14 protein-coding genes are annotated in these 18075 nt (G+C 41.5%); 9 read left to right on the top strand and 5 right to left on the bottom strand.

The window, feature by feature from the left end; genetic code table 11:
• Positions 1-32: 32 nt before the first annotated feature.
• Genes QL986_RS11295 through QL986_RS11285 form a run of 3 tightly spaced genes read right to left on the bottom strand, consistent with a single transcriptional unit; the run spans position 33 to position 2879 of the window.
• Positions 33-1253, bottom strand: a complete 1221-nt coding sequence (locus QL986_RS11295) for a methyl-accepting chemotaxis protein (protein WP_290191544.1) — start codon at positions 1251-1253, stop codon at positions 33-35.
• A 58-nt stretch (positions 1254-1311) separates the two neighbouring features.
• The gene (locus tag QL986_RS11290) at positions 1312-2016 is read right to left on the bottom strand and encodes a glycerophosphodiester phosphodiesterase family protein (protein ID WP_024601219.1); all 705 of its coding nucleotides are present in this window, start codon (positions 2014-2016) and stop codon (positions 1312-1314) included.
• Positions 2013-2879, bottom strand: coding sequence for a DMT family transporter (locus QL986_RS11285; RefSeq protein ID WP_290191543.1), 867 nt, complete (start codon positions 2877-2879; stop codon positions 2013-2015). Before QL986_RS11285 ends, QL986_RS11290 begins: the two co-directional genes overlap by 4 nt.
• A 328-nt stretch (positions 2880-3207) precedes the next feature.
• Between QL986_RS11285 and QL986_RS11280 the strand changes: the two genes are divergently transcribed.
• The 5 genes from QL986_RS11280 to rlmB all read left to right on the top strand — a co-directional run bounded on the left by QL986_RS11280 (position 3208) and on the right by rlmB (position 9227).
• Entirely contained in the window at positions 3208-4311 is a 1104-nt protein-coding gene (locus QL986_RS11280; RefSeq protein ID WP_290191542.1) for a sensor histidine kinase, read from the top strand.
• Positions 4308-4922 carry a response regulator transcription factor gene (locus QL986_RS11275; RefSeq protein WP_290191541.1) on the top strand — a complete coding sequence of 205 codons (615 nt, stop codon included), beginning with the start codon at positions 4308-4310 and terminating at the stop codon, positions 4920-4922. Before QL986_RS11280 ends, QL986_RS11275 begins: the two co-directional genes overlap by 4 nt.
• A 162-nt stretch (positions 4923-5084) precedes the next feature.
• Positions 5085-5819, top strand: a complete 735-nt coding sequence (locus QL986_RS11270) for an enoyl-CoA hydratase/isomerase family protein (protein WP_290191540.1) — start codon at positions 5085-5087, stop codon at positions 5817-5819.
• Between the two features lie 208 nt (positions 5820-6027).
• Complete coding sequence (gene rnr / locus QL986_RS11265) at positions 6028-8487, top strand: ribonuclease R (RefSeq protein WP_028834423.1); 2460 nt, start codon at positions 6028-6030, stop codon at positions 8485-8487.
• Positions 8484-9227 carry a 23S rRNA (guanosine(2251)-2'-O)-methyltransferase RlmB gene (gene rlmB, locus QL986_RS11260; RefSeq protein ID WP_008112440.1) on the top strand — a complete coding sequence of 248 codons (744 nt, stop codon included), beginning with the start codon at positions 8484-8486 and terminating at the stop codon, positions 9225-9227. Before rnr ends, rlmB begins: the two co-directional genes overlap by 4 nt.
• 91 nt (positions 9228-9318) lie before the next feature.
• Here the strand turns inward: rlmB and QL986_RS11255 are convergent, their stop codons facing one another.
• Together QL986_RS11255 and QL986_RS11250 are read right to left on the bottom strand one after the other, a co-directional pair.
• A complete protein-coding gene (locus tag QL986_RS11255; RefSeq protein ID WP_076922429.1) occupies positions 9319-11475 on the bottom strand; it encodes a TonB-dependent receptor in 2157 nt (718 codons plus the stop codon).
• 244 nt (positions 11476-11719) lie between these two features.
• Positions 11720-12577, bottom strand: a complete 858-nt coding sequence (locus tag QL986_RS11250; protein WP_290191539.1) for a LysR family transcriptional regulator — start codon at positions 12575-12577, stop codon at positions 11720-11722.
• A gap of 126 nt (positions 12578-12703) precedes the next feature.
• On the opposite strand from QL986_RS11250, the gene QL986_RS11245 reads away from it, so the two are divergent.
• The 4 genes from QL986_RS11245 to gcvP all read left to right on the top strand — a co-directional run bounded on the left by QL986_RS11245 (position 12704) and on the right by gcvP (position 18022).
• Positions 12704-13294, top strand: a complete 591-nt coding sequence (locus tag QL986_RS11245) for a hypothetical protein (protein ID WP_138687063.1) — start codon at positions 12704-12706, stop codon at positions 13292-13294.
• A gap of 135 nt (positions 13295-13429) precedes the next feature.
• Positions 13430-14512, top strand: a complete 1083-nt coding sequence (gene gcvT, locus QL986_RS11240; RefSeq protein WP_024601227.1) for a glycine cleavage system aminomethyltransferase GcvT — start codon at positions 13430-13432, stop codon at positions 14510-14512.
• A gap of 77 nt (positions 14513-14589) precedes the next feature.
• On the top strand, positions 14590-14979 hold the full coding sequence (gcvH, locus tag QL986_RS11235; RefSeq protein ID WP_013464091.1) for a glycine cleavage system protein GcvH: 390 nt from the start codon (positions 14590-14592) through the stop codon (positions 14977-14979).
• A gap of 151 nt (positions 14980-15130) precedes the next feature.
• Positions 15131-18022: an aminomethyl-transferring glycine dehydrogenase gene (gene gcvP, locus QL986_RS11230; RefSeq protein WP_290191538.1), complete on the top strand. Its 2892-nt coding sequence runs from the start codon at positions 15131-15133 to the stop codon at positions 18020-18022.
• Positions 18023-18075 lie beyond the last annotated feature (53 nt).

Below are 18075 nucleotides of genomic sequence, written 5' to 3'. Positions count from 1 at the left end.
CATAATCGCGGCTTGGGTGAAATTGTTATTGCCTAATCTACAAAGCGTTTTAACTGTTGTTGGGTTTGTTGGCTTAGCTTTTGTGATTGTTCAGAATCATGCAGTGCTGTATCTATTTGTTGCTTGGCTTGTTCGCCTAGCGCCACAATTTGCTCAACCGATTCATGCGTTTGGTTTTGGGTATCTTCGAGCAAGTGTACGGCATTGGCTATTTGCTGCAATTGTTGTTGATTAAGTTCAAACTCATTGAGCATTTTACCAAACCCATCAGAGGTGGTGTTAATTGATGTTTGCGCATTATTTGAGTGGTTTATTAATTGCTCTGACTCTTTATTCGTTTCATTAACGAGCTCATTCATTTGGGTAATAAAATCACTAATTTGGCGGGTTGCATCACTTACTTTAACCGATAGGGTACGAACTTCATCGGCAACCACGGCAAAACCTCGCCCCGCTTCACCAGCGCGTGCCGCTTCTATGGCTGCATTTAGTGCTAATAAGTTAGTTTGATCCGAAAACTCTTCAACCATTTTTAAAATACTGCGAATGTTTTCGCTGTTCTCTTTCAAGCCCGCAATCGTTTTAGAAAAACTACCCAGCATTTCATTAATAAGTCTTACCTGCTCAACTAGTTTTGATAGCTCACCAGCAGAGAGCTTTACAAAATTAAGGTGTTCATTATTGACCTGATGTACGCTATCAGTGTTGCTTACTATAGCCTGCAGGCTTTGGGTAATTTGGTTACTGGCATTAATAATGGTGTGGCTTAAATTAATTTGCTGTTCGCTTAGCTGCTCTGTGTGCTGCATTGATTGCGTTACTTGGCTGTTACTCAGCACACTCTCTTGGGCGCTGGTATAGGTAGTGCTTAATAAACTATTTAAATGGGTAGTAAATTGATTGTATTGCTCACTTAAGTCTCTAAATTCATCAAACGTGAAATGGGGTAATTTGGCTGCTAAATTCGCATCTTGTTGATTAATATTAATGAGCGTATCGCGCATTGCTTTTACCGGGCGCACAATTAAAAAGCGCATATAAAAAATAGTAAAAATAAAGCCTGCAATAATAAGTAGCGCAAGTGCCCAAAATAAGCCAGTGCTTTGCTGGTTTTCGGTTAAGCTACTGTGCAACCAAAACAAAGTAATGGCTTGAAATAAAAAAACAAAACTTAAATTCCCAACTATTTTTCGGGTTAAAGTATAAAACAGTGTTTGTTCTAAAAAATTATAAATACGCATGTAGCTACTCATTAAATAGTGACCTACTAAATTATTGTTTTTATAGCATAAATGGCAATTAAATAATTAGTTATAGTTCATTTAATTGCGCTAAATAATGCTTAGTTCGTTCAGGGTCGTTAGTAAAAATACCATCAACACCACAGGCAAGCATCAGTTTAATATCTTCGACTTCATCTACGGTGTAAGCAAATACTTGTAAACCGCGCATTTTGGCATCGTCTACAAACGGTTTGTTCATAAAGTTTTTGTCAATATGAATGCTGTAGGCCTGTAAGTCTTGTGCAAACTTTGCATACTGCAATGGAATTGATGCAGTAAGTGCGCCAATTTTAAGCCACGGTAAACGGCTCTTTAGCCAGTGTAGTTGATGATGATTAAATGATGAAACTAAAATATTGTCTGCGGTTATTTTTTTGTTCGCAATGTTGCTTTCAAGCACGGTTGCAAACTTTTCAAGTTCAAAGGTATGCTTTAGCTCTAAATTGAGTAAGGTTTGGTTATTATTCCAGTCTATTAATTGCTGCAAAGTAGGGACTTGTTCGCCATTTCCTGCATCAAACTGTTTAATTTGCTGGGCACTAAAGTCGCACACTTTGCCTTTGCCATTAGTGGTTCTATCGAGGTAGGTATCATGAATAATAACGTAATCATCAAGCGCGCTTTGTACATCAACCTCAATGCCATCTACATTCGCTTTTAACGCCGCTATAATGGCGCTTTGCGTATTTTCAGGAAAGTGTGTGCTTGCGCCTCTATGTGCAAATATTTTCATGGCTGCTTTTTCCGTGAAATTGACCAAGTTTCAAAGCACGCAGCACTAACAATCAGTGCGCCACCAATCAGGGTCATCACTGAGGGGCGTTCGTGCAGAATAATTATAGCCAGTATTGTGCCATAAAGGGGCTGTAAGCAAGAAATCAATCCAGCGGTCGCTGCTGATAAATGTTTTAAACTCGCTGCAAATAACGAATGCGGCATCGCAGTAAACACGACACCGGCAATAAGCAGCAATATTAAATCAGTATCATTAATTTCTGTTATGGGCACTTCAATAAAAGCACACAGCATCAGGCTTGCCACTAAGGTTTGATAAAACATGGTTTGCGGTCCACCATACTCGCTAAAGTAGCGTTTATGAGTAATATTACGAAGAGCAAAAAATAATGCTGATACCACGCCCGTCACAACACCTAAAGTGATGTCATCGCCTAAATTAACGTTAGGGATCAATAAATAAATGCCAAAAATCACCACCACAGCACTTATTATATCTTTTGTTTTGGGCTTACCTTTATTAAATAGTGGTTCTAAAAATACCGTGATCACGGGATAGGTAAAAAAGGCTAACATGCCCACGGTAATTCCCGCCAATTGCATGCCTGCAAAATAGGTTACCCAGTGAATACCTACGGCAACGCCTAATAAAATGGCAATCACATAATCTTTAGCGCGATGCAGCTTAATTGGTTTTTTTTGCAAAGTTAGTAGCACACAAATTGCCAGCCCAGCGATAGCCGCGCGATAAGCGGTAATATCTAATGCATTTAAACCAATTAGCTTTGCGAATAAGGCGGTACCGCCAAATAAAAGTACGGCAATGTGTAAGTAAATTAAGCTTTGTTGTTGGGACTGCATTAAATTTCCTGGTCACTTTTTTTGGCTATATTAGCATTGCTTTTACACTCAGAAGATGAATTTTTCTATTTCATGACAAATGTCAGCCAAGTTAATGACACTTCACACTCTTATCTATTTTACCCACTGGCATAGTTACCTTACTTATATTGGAGGGTGTTATGAATTCTTTAATTTTAACAAGCTTAAGCATTAGCGATTTTTTAGAAACACTAAGTTTTACTATCACTTATGTCGATTGTTTTATGTTCGTATGCATTTTTATGTTATTTGTATTTATTAATAAAAAGAGTGCTATAAATAAAAATAATAGGCCAGAGGTATTGGTATGAGCTCGGTTAACAGGTTTTCTCAGCAAAGCGATAAAGATTTTTGGAAATATGGTCATTTAGTTTTTACCGGTTTTTATTTACTCCCGATGATCATTGATTTTGCTAACTTTACGGCTCATCAAATCACCTTGTCTTTAGCCTTTTATATTGCGTTTATATTGTTATATGTAAAAGCAATAAATTGCAAAAATGGGGGAGTAACTAAGTTAGTTATCGCTATGTTACTGGTGTGTTTTAGTGCCACTTTTTATAGCGCTGGTACACCAACCTTATTTGGCTTTATAGCTTATGTAGCGGGCTATACATATAGCAATTATCAAAGAGTTTATGCCGCATTAGCGATAATTTTAACTGTTTTGCTAAGCTCCTATGTGGGTGACATAGCTAAGCTTGAGTACTTTTTAGCGGTGGCTTTAATTTTATGTGCGGCCCTATTTAGCTATGGTATAGCGGCAAAAAGAGAGCATTTACATAAAATTCGTGAGCAAGAAAGCGCAAAGCAATTAGAGCAACTAGCAGCCATTGCTGAGCGTGAGCGCATAGCCCGAGATTTACACGATATTTTAGGTCATTCATTGTCATCAATAGCTTTAAAAGCTGAGCTTGCGAATAAACTAAATCAAGGCGAGCGATACGATCAGGCCAATAACGAAATTGCACAAGTAGCAGACCTTGCAAGGCAATTGCTTAGTGATGTAAGAAGCGCGGTAAGCGATTTAAAGCAACTCAACTTAAATAGCCAAATAACACAGCTAAAACAAACACTCAAAGAGCAAGGTTTTAAAATAAAGTTTAACGTTAATTTAGCGATCTTACCCGTTAAAGTAGAGGGCATTGCGAGCCTTATTATTAAAGAGTCGGTTACTAATTTATTACGCCATAGCAGTACAAAAAACGGTTCTATCAATATAGAGCAAACAAAGCAGCAATTAGTTATCAACGTTATTGATAATGCGCCATGCACTACATTAAAAGCAGGTAATGGTTTAAATGGCATTAAAGAGCGGGCTGAGCAATTAAATGGCAATGCAACATTTACCTGTGGCGACACATTTACTTTAACTGTTGTGCTGCCACTGAGTGCTGAGGATTTAAAATGATCAGAGTATATTTAGTTGAAGACCAAGCGCTGGTTCGCGACGCAGTTGCAGCCTTATTAAGCCTTGATTTCAATATTGAGGTGATTGGTCAAGCAAGTAATGGCCAAGATGCGTTAAATGAAATCAACGCGCTTAGTGAAGACTTACACCCAGATATTGTTTTAACAGACATAGAGATGCCAAGCATGAATGGTATTGAGCTTAGTGAACAAATAGCCGCTAAGCACCCTGCAATTAACATGGTAATTATGACCACCTTTTCGCGAGCCGGTTATATTAGGCGTTCTTTAAGTGCGGGTGTTAAAGGTTTTATTTTAAAAGAAGCGCCAAGCGAAGAGCTAATCAATGCGCTTAAAAAAGTAATGCAAGGGCAAAAGGTTATTGCCCCAGAGCTGGCAATTAACGCATTAGACGATACCGATCCACTCACAGATAAAGAACGCAAAGCGTTAAAACTTGCAAGTGATGGCTTAAAAACCAGCGAAATAGCAAAACAACTTTATATAAGTGAAGGTACAACGCGTAATTATTTATCCGATGCAATTGCTAAACTCAATGCCACAAACCGAATTGATGCAGCACGTATAGCCCGACAAAAAGGGTGGTTGTAATTGCGCGAATACTTAAACGCTATGGCTTAAGCTCTCGCTCCTTTAATGGTTACAAAAATAGACGCTTTATAAATTTTATACAACGTATTACTATTCTATTTATAATTATAAAAGTAATGAAAAGTGCTAAAAGCGCAGCTAAAAGCACTAAATGAGGGTCTAATGACAGCATTAATAGAAATTACCACGCAAGGAAGCACGGCTATCCTTACTATGAATACAGCAGAAAACCGCCACAATCCAACCTTTATAAACGAGTTTAATCAACACCTAGATACGATTGAGGCTAACGAGCATATTAAAGCGGTGGTGCTAACCTCAAGTAGCGATAAAAGTTGGTCGTTAGGCATTGATCTACAGTGGATGGCAAACCCTGACAACACACCACAAATAATTGCCGATTTTATGAACTCGATAGGTGCCTTGTTTAAACGTATTGTAACTTTTCCTATGCCTATTATTGCCGCGCTAAACGGCCACACTTATGGTAATGGTTCGGTGTTGGCATGTGCCTGTGATTTTAGATTTATGAAATCAGACAAAGGCTTCTTTTGTTTCCCCGAAGTCGATGTATTAGTGCCGTTTGTACCGTCTATGTTTCCTATTATTAATAAAGCGATTAATCCACAATTTTTTAATCGTTTAGCCATGACCGGTGAGCGCGTTGATGCGCAAAAATTATTACAACATAACGTAGTAGAGGCCACCTTTGCTGATGAGCAAGCCTTGCAAACGGGTGTGTTAGAGTTTGCGCAAAGCTTTAATAAAAATCGCTGGATATACTCTCAAAATAAAAGCCAAATGAACAAACCAATACTCGATGTTATGGCTGCACAAGATGCGGCTTTTATTGAACACATCAGCACGCTATTGTGGAAGAAACTACAGCAAAAGTAAGCTGTTTATATAAAAGTGAGTAAACATCAGCACTGCTATTTTACTCACTTTTAAGCTCTTAAATTAAGTACATGTTAAGCGTTATTTAGTTATATTTTCACAAAATGCAAAAGGTAATAACGCTTTATTAAAAGTTTAATGGCTTTTACCTGTCTCATTGCGAGTATATGAGTTAAAATACTTACATAACCAACTAACAAGATAGTGAATGTCAAACCAAGATCCAAATCTCAGTCGAGAACAAGAAAAGTACGAAAACCCAGTCCCTAGTCGTGAGTTTATACTTACTCACCTGCAAGAGCGTTCCAAACCTGCTAATTACGCACAACTATGTGAAGAACTCGCAGTCAACGATGAAGAACGACAAATAGCATTTAAGCGCCGACTTCGCGCCATGGAGCGTGATGGGCAGCTGTATTTTAATAAATTTAAATGTTATGCCCTGATTGACGAAGCCGGTTTAACCAAAGGCAAAGTAGTCGGTCACAGAGACGGTTTTGGCTTTTTAGAAGTTGAAGGCGAGAGCAAAGATTGGTTTATTGCCAAGCATCAAATGAATATGGTGCTACACGGTGACATCGTTCTTGCCAAAGGCACTAAACGCGGCTCAGGCTCAAAATGCGACGCACGCATCATCAAAGTACTCACTAACGAGCGCGCACCCATTGTAGGGCGTTATTTTGTTGAGCATGGTATTGCCGTTGTTGTGGCTGAAGATCCGCGCATTACCCAAGACATTATTATTCTACCGGGTAACGAAAAAGGCGCGCGTCATAACCAAATGGTGCAAGTGCAAATAACCCAAAATCCAAGCCGTAATATGAATGCGGTAGGTAAAGTTATCGACGTACTGGGCGAGCATTTAGCGCCGGGTATGGAAATTGAAGTTGCGCTGCGTAATCACGATATTCCACACGTATGGCCTGAAGAGGTTGAACAACAAGTTGCCCACTTAGGTGAATTTGTTGAAGAAGCCGATAAACAAGGTCGAGTTGATTTACGCGGCTTACCGCTTGTGACCATAGATGGCGAAGACGCTCGTGATTTTGATGATGCCGTATACTGTGAGCCTAAAAAGTCGGGTGGCTGGCGCTTATGGGTAGCCATTGCCGATGTATCACATTATGTAGGTATGAACACGCCGCTTAACAAAGAAGCGATAGAGCGCGGTAACTCAGTGTATTTCCCTGAGCAAGTTATTCCAATGCTACCAAAAGTATTATCTAACGGTTTGTGCTCGCTTAACCCTGAGGTTGATCGCTTGTGTATGGTTGCAGAAATGACCGTATCGCAAGAGGGTAAGCTCTCAGGTTATAAGTTTTACGAAGCGGTGATGAACTCACATGCACGTTTAACTTACACCAAAGTAAATGCCATTTTACAAAACGATGAAAAGTTACGTAAAGAATACGCAGCTGTAGTGCCGCATTTAACTGATTTGCAGCAAATGTACATGGCATTAAAAGCAGCGCGCCAAGAGCGTGGTGCCATTGAGTTTGAAACACTCGAAACTCGCTTTGTATTTAACGCACAGCGTAAAATAGAATCAATTGTGCCGGTTATTCGTAACGATGCGCACAAGCTCATTGAAGAATGTATGATTTTAGCCAATGTTTCGGCGGCTAAGTTACTTGAAAAACACGAAGCCAGCGCACTGTATCGAGTACATGATGAGCCCGATAGCGAAAAGCTGGGTAACTTTACTCAGTTTTTAACTGAGCTGGGGATTGAAAGCACGCTAAGTGATGAACCAACCCCGAAAGAAATTACTCATGTATTGGCTCGTTTAGGTGACCGTCCAGAGGCTGAACTTATTCAAACTATGCTGCTGCGCTCAATGAAACAAGCGGTTTATCAGCCAGATAACATAGGTCACTTTGGTTTAGCATTATCGGCTTACGCGCACTTTACCTCGCCAATTCGCCGTTACCCAGATTTAGTGGTGCATCGTGCAATTAAAGCAGTATTAAAAGCACAAGGGCAGCAAACCTCTGGTGAATACGCTTATAGCGATGATGAAGTCGATCAACTTGGTGAGCAGTGTTCTACCACTGAGCGCCGCGCAGATGATGCCACCCGTGAAGTAGCCGATTGGTTAAAATGTGAATACATGCAAGATCATGTAGGCATGGAGTTTAACGGGGTTATTTCATCGGTTACTAATTTTGGTTTATTTATTCGTTTAGACGACTTACAAATTGATGGATTAATTCATGTTACTAATTTAGGTGATGAATATTTCCAGCATGATGCAGCTAAACATTGTTTGGTGGGTGAGCACACACATACGGTTTATCGTTTAGGCGACAAAGTCACTGTGCAGGTTGCCTCGGTAAGCTTAGATGATCGTCGTATAAACTTAACGCTTAAAGGCGATGTTGCTCAAGATCGTTATGCGCGTCGTCGTGCACCTAAAAAAAATGCTCCAGCGAGCGTTCGCTCGCAACTTAAAGCCGGTAAAATCCCGGGTAAAAAGTCAGCAAGTGATGACAAAAAGCCAAAGGCGGGTAAAAAGCCTGCCGCAAAAGGCAAATCAGCGAGCAAATCAAAAGTAAAAGCGGATGACACCACCGCTAAGAAAAAAACCAAAAAGAAAGCGGTCAAAAAGCCTAAAAGACCAGGTAAAAATGCCCGTAAACGTAGTAGCCCAGGAGCAAACAATTCGTGAGTAATGAATTAATTTTTGGCTTTCACTCTGTTGAAGCAATTTTGGCAAAAGAGCCAGAGCGTTTTATAGAAATATACGCCCTTAAAGGACGTGATGATAAGCGTTTATCGCCGGTGATTGAGCAAGCGCGTCAGTTTGGTATTTCAGTACAGTTTATGCAACGAAAAGCGCTTGATAACAAAGCGAAAGATGAACAACATCAAGGCATTATCGCCAACGTGAAAGCGGCACGTGTGTTTAACGAGAAAGATCTTGATGAGATCATTGAACGCGAAGACACCCCGTTTTTACTGGTACTTGATGGCATTACCGATCCGCATAATTTAGGTGCCTGCTTACGTAGCGCCGATGCTGCCGGTGTTCATGCCGTGATAGTTCCTAAAGACAAGTCAGCAAAGCTTAATGGCACGGCACGTAAAGTGGCCTGTGGCGCAGCAGAAACGGTACCGCTTATTCAGGTTACTAACCTTGCACGTACATTACGTGAAATAAAAGACGCAGGTGTATGGGTTGTAGGCACAGCCGGTGAAACCGACACACACGTATTTGATGCCAGCTTAACAGGCCCAATGGCGATTGTGATGGGAGCTGAAGGCGAGGGTATGCGCCGTTTAACGCGTGAGCACTGTGATGTACTCGTTAAAATTCCAATGGCGGGCACGGTTTCAAGTTTAAATGTATCGGTTGCAACCGGTATTTGTTTATTTGAAGTATTACGCCAGCGCGCAGAAACAAATTAAGCCTATTAATTACATAGGCATTATAGGCATTAAAAAGCCGAGATTGATTTAATCAACCTCGGCTTTTTTGTACTTTTAAGTTAGCACTTTATTAAAAACTGTAAGAGTAGCCCATTTGTACTGAACGTGGCTTACCAGGTTGAATACCGCCATTTGCACGGTTAGCAATGTAGGTTTTATCAAATAAGTTATCTACGCTTAGGTATACTTTTTGGTTTTCGTCGATTAAGTACTTAGCAGCTAAATCCCATACAACACGGCTATCAATCGCATTTAAGCCTGAGTTAGTTAAATCAGCATGTGCATCAGACACGTAACGTATTTGGCTATTTACCACAAAGTTATTCACTTCTGCGCCAAACGATAAAGCAACCTGGTTCTCAGGTACGTAAGGCATTGCATCGCCTTTTTCTACTGAGCCCCAAATTTCTGAATCAAACGTGTTTTTAAATTCTGAATCTGTGTAGGTGTAAGTTAATTTTACTGGGAACGCAACCGATGCAGTATTAAACGTACGACCTGCGCTAAATTCAAAGCCCGATACTTCTACTTCACCGTAGTTGTATTGGTCACCAATGTTATCGTCATTACAACCTACTGATGCAGTACAGTTACCATGCATATTGTCGTAATCAGAGTAAAACGCAATTACTTCACCATTAAAACCGCCCGCATTAAAACGAGAGCCAAACTCGATGTTGACGCTTTCTTCTTCGTCTTGGTCGGCATTACCCGGTGCTGCAGGGGCGTAACCTTTTTGAATACCAGCAAGTAACGTAACATTGTCGTTAAGTGTGTAAGTAGCACCTAAAGACGGTACTAAAATTTCAGTATCGTTAGAGATATCTTTTGTTAAGCCTAGGCTACGGGTTGGATCTGACTTAGCCCACTCTTCACGGGTAATAGTTATGTCTTCATAACGAAGACCAGCACTCACTACTAATGCATCCATTGTCCATTCGTCTTGAATAAATAGCGTGCTTGCTTTTGCACTGTCTAAACGGTTGCTGTTAGAGCCTGGAGCGCCTTGTGAGGTAAGAGTCATGCTTAAATCTTGATTAAGCGTGTATTTGTCTTCCCACTGGAAACGATCCATTTCGTCTTCGTGGTAACGTACGCCAACCGTAATGTAGTGAGCGCCCGCTGGGATGTGTAATTCAGACTGCACACCTTTGGCTTGGTAGTCACGGTTATTGGCTTTAACACCGATGTTTTCAATACCGGCAGCTGTTGGGTTTGCTTCAAACTCGCTGTATTGCTCAAGTGTGCTTGAACCAACACTGCTTGCTTTATACCAGTTACGGTGGAAGTCGTTTAGATAAGCGGTTGCTAAAACTTCATAACCTTCACCAAAACGGTATGCATAGTTTACTTGGTATGCATTGTGGCGAGTGTTCATTTCATCATTTTGCGATGCCGCATAACGACGGTACGGGTTTTGTTGGTAATCGGCATCGGTTAAACCCATGTAGGTTTCGTCTGATGTTTCTTCAGAGTACTTTACTTTGAACTCAATGTTATGCGCATCGTTTTCACCAAAGGTATGGCCAAACTTTACCAGTACGTCGTTTTTTTCAAAACCAGTGTTGTCATCACCTACTGGCAATTCTTTAAAGCCATCAGCGCCGTAAGAAAACACTTCAATTAAGCCTGCAGTGTTATTTTTTTCTTTTGCGAAGTAAGCGTGACCTTTGTAGTAACCATCGCTACCAAGGGCTGCATCTAGCATGCCTGTTGAGCTATTTGGCTCAGTTGGCAGGCTGCGAGAAAGTAAGTTTAATACACCACCGGTTGTACGCGGGCCGTATTTAACAGAGGCAGCGCCTTTTAGCACTTCAATTGACTCCATACGACCCATAGTAGGGAAGTAGTAAGCCGATGGCGCAGAGTAAGGAGCCGGAGCAACAAGTACGCCGTCTTCCATCACAGAAATTTTGTCGTTACGGCCAGTACCTGTACCGCGCATACCAATATTAGGGCGCAGGCCGTAGCCATCTTCTTCTTGCACGTACACACCTGGTACAGATGCTAACACGCGAGAAATATCGGTAAATTCGAATTTTTGCAATTCTGCATCTGAAATAAACGTAGCAGATCCTGGAATATCGTTAATAGCGGCTTGTGAGCCAATAACGGTAATTTGTTCAAAGTTACGCTCAACTTTGTCAGTATCTTTTGCCATTGCTGTTGTGCTCAAAGACAGCGCAACAGCTGCAGTTAACGAAGAAACTAAAAATTTATGTGACATTGATTACCCTAAAAATAGTTCAACTACTGAAATTGGCGTAATTTAAACATGTTAACGAATGAGAATCAATATTATTAAGTTTTACTGTTGTTTGCATTTGTCGTAAAAACAGGCTGTTTTTATAACATTTTTAACTAGGTGTTTATTTTTGTTTTATAAAAACAGGGATAATGTATTGGCTGGTGGCGGTTAATTTAACCTGAACGCTGCTTGAGATAGATTTATTATCCAGAGTTCAGGTTATTTAAGCAGTGGGGTAGCCTAAGCGTAGTTTAATAAACTCAGCGAGTTTAAACACGGCGTTTTCAGGTTCGCGGGCAGTTTTAACTAAACTAATGCCAATGCTACCAAGCGCAGGTAAATGTTTAGTGTGTAATTGATAGGTTAAATCGTTCGGCACCGTACTTCTTGCCAATACAGTAATACCTAAACCTTCTTTTAATGCCGCAATTAAACCGGTTAAATCGGCGTTGCTGTAAACAATACGGTATTTAATACCTGCTTTTTCAAGCGCTTGGGTTGCTCTGCGGCGATAAATACAGCCCTCAGGCGCTGTTACTAAGGTAACGGTTTCATTTTGCGCCATTGAAAGATCGCCAACCCACACTAATTGGTCTTGAATAAAAATAGGGAACTTTTCTGAGTCAAGCTGCTCATTTAGCGCCAGTACTAAATCAAATTGATCTTGGCGCTCATCCGAAAGTAAGTGTTTACTCAAACGTGACTTCACTTCTAACGATACATCAGGGTAGAGCGCCACAAAGTCGCCAATAATAGAGGGTAAAATACGTGCTGCAAATTCGCTAGGGATCCCTAAGCGCACTTTACCAGTGACACTTTCTGAGGTGAATAACTGTAAAATGGCATCGTTATGTTGCACCATTTGTTTTGCCATAGGCAGTAACAGTTCACCATATTGATTAAGTACTTGGCGTTGCCCCTGCTTTTTAAATAATTTATAGCCTAATAAGTCTTCTAAACGTTTTACTTGTAAGCTTACCGCCGGTTGCGAAAGGCCAAGTAAATCGCCTGCTTTGGCAAATCCACCTACCTCAACCACCATAACAAATGTGCGTAAACTGTCGGTTGAAATGTTTTTCATATTTAAAATTACTATTTATATGGCTATATATATAAGTATTATTTATCAATTGATAAGTAATTACAATTTGTTGTTGTAAGCCTTGCGCAATATACTTTTGCTATTAAAGATAGATAGGTATTTGTTATGACTTTTAACCCGATAATGTTTGCCCGCCATAGCAACGCTAACAGCGCGGTTATTAATGCCTTACAAGCTAATAACAGCCACGTTGTTATTGATTTTAGCGGCAGTGAAGCATCGGTATTTTTAAGTGCTATTTTAGGTCATGACCTCACCAAACTAACCGCCAGTGGCTTTGGCTTTAAGGGCACATTGGATGGCGATTTAAATTCTGATTTTAGCTACGCCGTTTTCTACTTTAGCGAAACCGCCTTTCGATTTGTACTCCCAGTAAATGCCAGCCTGCAATTACAAGCACTCATTAACGAGCAACAGCTTAGATACGATATCGACTTTGTGGTACGCACCGATTTAGCAACCTTTACCTTAACCGGTAGCAACGCCTTTGATACCTTAGTTGATGCGTTTAAATTAACCCCTGGCTTACGCCTTGCTGATGCGCAGCTTTGTTATGGCGCGCAAAGTGGCGAAGTGTTTGTTACCGCGGTAGATAAAAACAACGAGCAGCAGTTTATAGTGATTGCTAAAACGCCTACGCTTGATAAGTGGCAACAGTATATGCAGCAACAAGGCTTTAGTGTTACTAACGCCTAAGCCATTTAATTCGTTAAACATATTTTTGTTAAAGATTACAATTTGGTAGGCGTATTAATGGCTACCATGTTATTCCCCTCATTTAATTGAGGCCACGCCCACACACATGGGTTAATTTAAAAGTGAAGGAATATTATGACTTCTAAAACAGTATTACATGCAAAGCACATTGAAGCCGGCGCAAAAATGGTTGATTTTCATGGCTGGGAAATGCCAATTAACTACGGCTCACAAATAGAAGAACACAACGCCGTACGTAACGATGCGGGTATGTTCGACGTATCACACATGACCATTGTTGATATACAAGGTGAGCAAGCACAAGCGTTTTTACGCAAGCTAGTAGCTAACGATGTTGCTAAGTTAACCGTACCAGGTAAAGCGCTTTACACTGGCATGCTTAACGAGCAAGGTGGTGTAATTGACGACTTAATTATTTACTACTTTAGCGAAACATTTTATCGCTTAGTGGTTAACTCAGCGACCCGTGAAAAAGATCTAGCACATTTAGCTAAGGTATCGAGTGACTTTGCAGTAACGGTTACTGAGCGCCCAGAATTCGCCATGATTGCGGTTCAAGGCCCTAATGCACGCGCTAAAACTGCCCAGGTTTTAAACGCAGACCAGCAAGCTGCAGTTGAAGGCATGAAGCCATTTTTTGGTGTTCAAGCCGGTGATTTATTTATTGCTACAACAGGTTATACTGGCGAAGACGGTTACGAAATTGTAGTACCAAACGAGCAAGCAGCCGATTTATGGCAGCAATTGCTTGATGCCGGTGTAGCGCCTGCGGGCTTAGGCGCGCGCGACACACTACGTTTAGAAGCAGGTATGAACCTTTACGGCCTAGATATGGACGAAAGCGTATCACCACTGGCAGCTAACATGGCATGGACTATTGCATGGGAACCAGAAGATCGTGACTTTATTGGTCGTGATGTTTTGGTAAAACAACGTGCAGAAAAAAGTACTCACAAGCAAGTAGGTCTTATTCTTGAAGAAAAAGGCGTACTACGCAGTGGTTCTAAAGTAATTGTTGATGGTGGCGAAGGTGTTATTACATCTGGCACATTCTCACCAACATTGGGCTATAGTGTTGCATTAGCACGTGTGCCACGTTCAACCGGCGACACAGCTCAAGTAGAAATGCGTAAAAAATTAGTTAACGTAAAAGTAGTTAAATCGGGCTTTGTACGTAACGGTAAATCAATAATCTAAATAATTTGGTTATACCAGTAAATAGGTCACCCTCATTTATTGGTATTCTCCCAATCTAAACCAAAGGATGAAACAAAATGAGCAATATCCCTAGCGAGTTAAAATACGCACCTTCACACGAGTGGGTTCGTAATGAAGGCGACGGCACTTACACTGTTGGTATTTCTGAGCACGCCCAAGAGCTGCTTGGCGACATGGTATTTGTTGAATTACCAGAAGTAGGCGACGTAGTCGATGCAGGCGAAGACTGTGCAGTAGCAGAGTCAGTAAAAGCGGCGTCAGACATTTACGCACCAATTAGCGGTGAAGTTGTTGCTATTAACGAAGAGCTAGAAGATTCTCCAGAAACAGTAAACAACGACGCTTACGGCGACGGTTGGTTATTCCGCATTAAAGCATCTGACGAATCTGAAGTTGATAACTTGCTCGACGCAGAAGGCTACGCACACACTATTGACGAAGAGTAATCGTTAGTTAGTTAAAAGCCCCTCTATTTAAAACATTGGGGCTTTTATGATTTTACAGCTTATTACCATACTCAGTAAGTTGCCAAATCATCACATATTTTAATCAATACTAGTTACCCATTAGTATTTAGGATCATAGGAATCTGGACACATGTCAAACGCCAAATCTCTTGAACAATTAGAGCAAAAGCAAGATTTTATTCGCCGCCATATTGGGCCAAGCCCAGCGCAAGTAAACGACATGCTTAGCGCTCTTGAAGTATCGAGCGTTGAAGAGCTGATCGGTCAAACTGTACCTGCTGGTATTCGTCTTGAGCAAGGTCTTAATATCGGCGAAAGCCGCACCGAAGTTGAAACATTAAGCTACTTAAAATCAGTAGCAAGCAAAAATAAAGTTTTCAAATCGTATATTGGCCAAGGCTACCACCCAACTCACGTACCGCACGTAATTTTACGTAACGTACTTGAAAACCCGGGTTGGTACACAGCGTACACACCGTATCAGCCAGAGATTGCACAAGGGCGTTTAGAGTCACTATTAAATTTCCAGACTATGACCTTAGACATTACCGGCCTAGATTTAGCAAGTGCTTCACTGCTTGACGAATCAACTGCTGCAGCCGAGGCAATGGGCCTTGCAAAACGTGTATCTAAAGCTAAAAAAGCCAATGCATTCTTTATTGCCGACGACGTACACACGCAAACCATTGACGTAGTGAGCACCCGAGCAGAGCAATTTGGTTTTGAAATTATTGTAGGTAAAGCCGCTGATGCCGTGAACCACGACATTTTTGGTGCGTTATTTCAATACCCGTCAACATCAGGCGAAATTGTTGATATAACTGACCTAATTGCTGGCGTACAAAGCAAAAAAGCGATTGCCTGTGTGGCAGCCGATATCATGAGCTTATTACTATTAAAAGCACCAGGTAAATTGGGCGCCGACGTAGTACTTGGCTCTGCTCAGCGTTTTGGTGTGCCTATGGGTTACGGTGGTCCACATGCTGCATTTTTTGCAACACGTGATGCTTACAAACGTTCATTACCAGGGCGTATTATTGGTGTATCAAAAGACCGTTTAGGTAACGATGCACTGCGTATGGCAATGCAAACCCGTGAGCAACACATTCGTCGCGACAAAGCCAACTCAAACATTTGTACTGCGCAAGTATTACTAGCGAACATGGCGGCGTTTTACGCGGTATACCATGGCCCGCAAGGCTTAAAAACCATCGCGCAGCGTATACACCGTTTTGCTGATATTTTAGCAACTGGCTTAATAGCAAAAGGCGTGGCACTTAAGCACACTACTTGGTTTGATACATTAACTGTTGTTGATGAAAACAAAGCCGACGTGATTGCCCGTGCTGTGGCTAAAGGTGTTAACTTTGCTGCTAACCATGCGGGCGAGTACTCAATTTCAGTATCAGAAACCACAACACGTGCAGACATTGCCGAGTTATTTGATATTATTTTAGGCGAAGGCCACGGCCTAAGCGTAGATGCAATTGCCGCGGATGTTGAAGCAAATGGCAGTGACTCTATTCCTGCAAGCCTAGTGCGTGATGATGAAATTCTAACGCATCCAAACTTTAACAGTTACCACAGCGAAACAGACATGCTTCGTTATATTAAGCGTCTTGAAAACAAAGATTTAGCGCTTAATCACTCTATGATCTCGTTAGGTTCATGTACCATGAAACTCAACGCGACCGCTGAAATGATCCCAATTACCTGGCCTGAATTTGCTAACCTTCATCCATTCTGCCCGCTAGACCAAGCAGAAGGTTACCAAATAATGATTAACGAGCTACACGATTGGCTAGTTAACATTACCGGTTACGACGCAGTTTCATTGCAACCAAATTCAGGTGCACAAGGTGAATACGCAGGCTTAATCGCCATTCGTAAATACCACGAGTCACGAGGGGATGCGCACCGTAATGTATGTTTAATTCCAAGCTCTGCGCACGGTACTAATCCAGCGTCGGCACAAATGGCGAGCATGAAAATTGTGGTTGTTAACTGTGATAAACACGGCAACATCGACATGGAAGACTTAAAAACCAAAGCTGCTGAGGTGTCTGAAAATCTATCATGTGCCATGGTAACGTACCCATCTACACACGGTGTATACGAGGAAACAATTCGTGAGTTATGTGAAATTGTTCACCAGCATGGTGGCCAAGTTTACATGGATGGCGCAAACATGAACGCGCAAGTGGGTGTTACTAGCCCAGGCTTTATTGGCTCAGATGTATCGCACTTAAACTTACATAAAACCTTCTGTATTCCACACGGTGGCGGTGGCCCGGGTGTTGGCCCAATTGGTGTTAAATCGCACCTTGCGCCATTTATGCCAAACCACAGCGTAATTAACGTACCAGGTACTAATGCTGGTAACGGCGCAGTATCGGCAGCGCCTTACGGCTCTGCCGCTATTTTACCTATTTCATGGGCTTACATTGCCATGATGGGCTCTGAGGGCTTAAAACAAGCGACAGAAATGGCGATTGTAAATGCTAACTACCTAAGCAATGAGCTTAGCAAGCACTTCCCAATTTTATACCGTGGCCGTAACAATCGCGTTGCCCACGAATGTATTATTGACCTACGCCCATTAAAAGAAGCCTCAGGCATTACTGAAATGGACGTTGCTAAGCGCTTACAAGATTACGGTTTTCACTCACCAACAATGTCGTTCCCAGTAGCGGGCACATTAATGATTGAGCCAACTGAATCTGAGTCTAAGGGCGAGATTGATCGCTTTATCGAAGCGATGGTATCGATTAAAGGTGAAATTGATAAAATCATTTCAGGTGAATGGTCTATCGAAAACAACCCACTGGTATTTGCACCACACACACAAGCTGATGTGTTAGGTAATGAATGGGACCGCGCGTATGACCGTTTTTACGCTGCCTTCCCAGTACCAGCAGTAGCTAAAGACAAGTTCTGGCCAACGGTTACACGTATCGATGATGTATACGGCGACCGTAATTTAGTTTGTTCATGCCCAGCGGTTGAGACTTATCGCGACTAAGAGCAGGGACTAATTTTTGACCTTTAATGGGTAGTAAGTTCCACTGTAGAGTG

The organism is Pseudoalteromonas sp. APC 3250 (assembly GCF_030407915.1).
GTDB classification, from domain to species: domain Bacteria; phylum Pseudomonadota; class Gammaproteobacteria; order Enterobacterales; family Alteromonadaceae; genus Pseudoalteromonas; species Pseudoalteromonas tetraodonis.
Note: the sequence above shows the minus strand (reverse complement) of the source record. Positions and strands in the feature narration are given on the sequence as shown.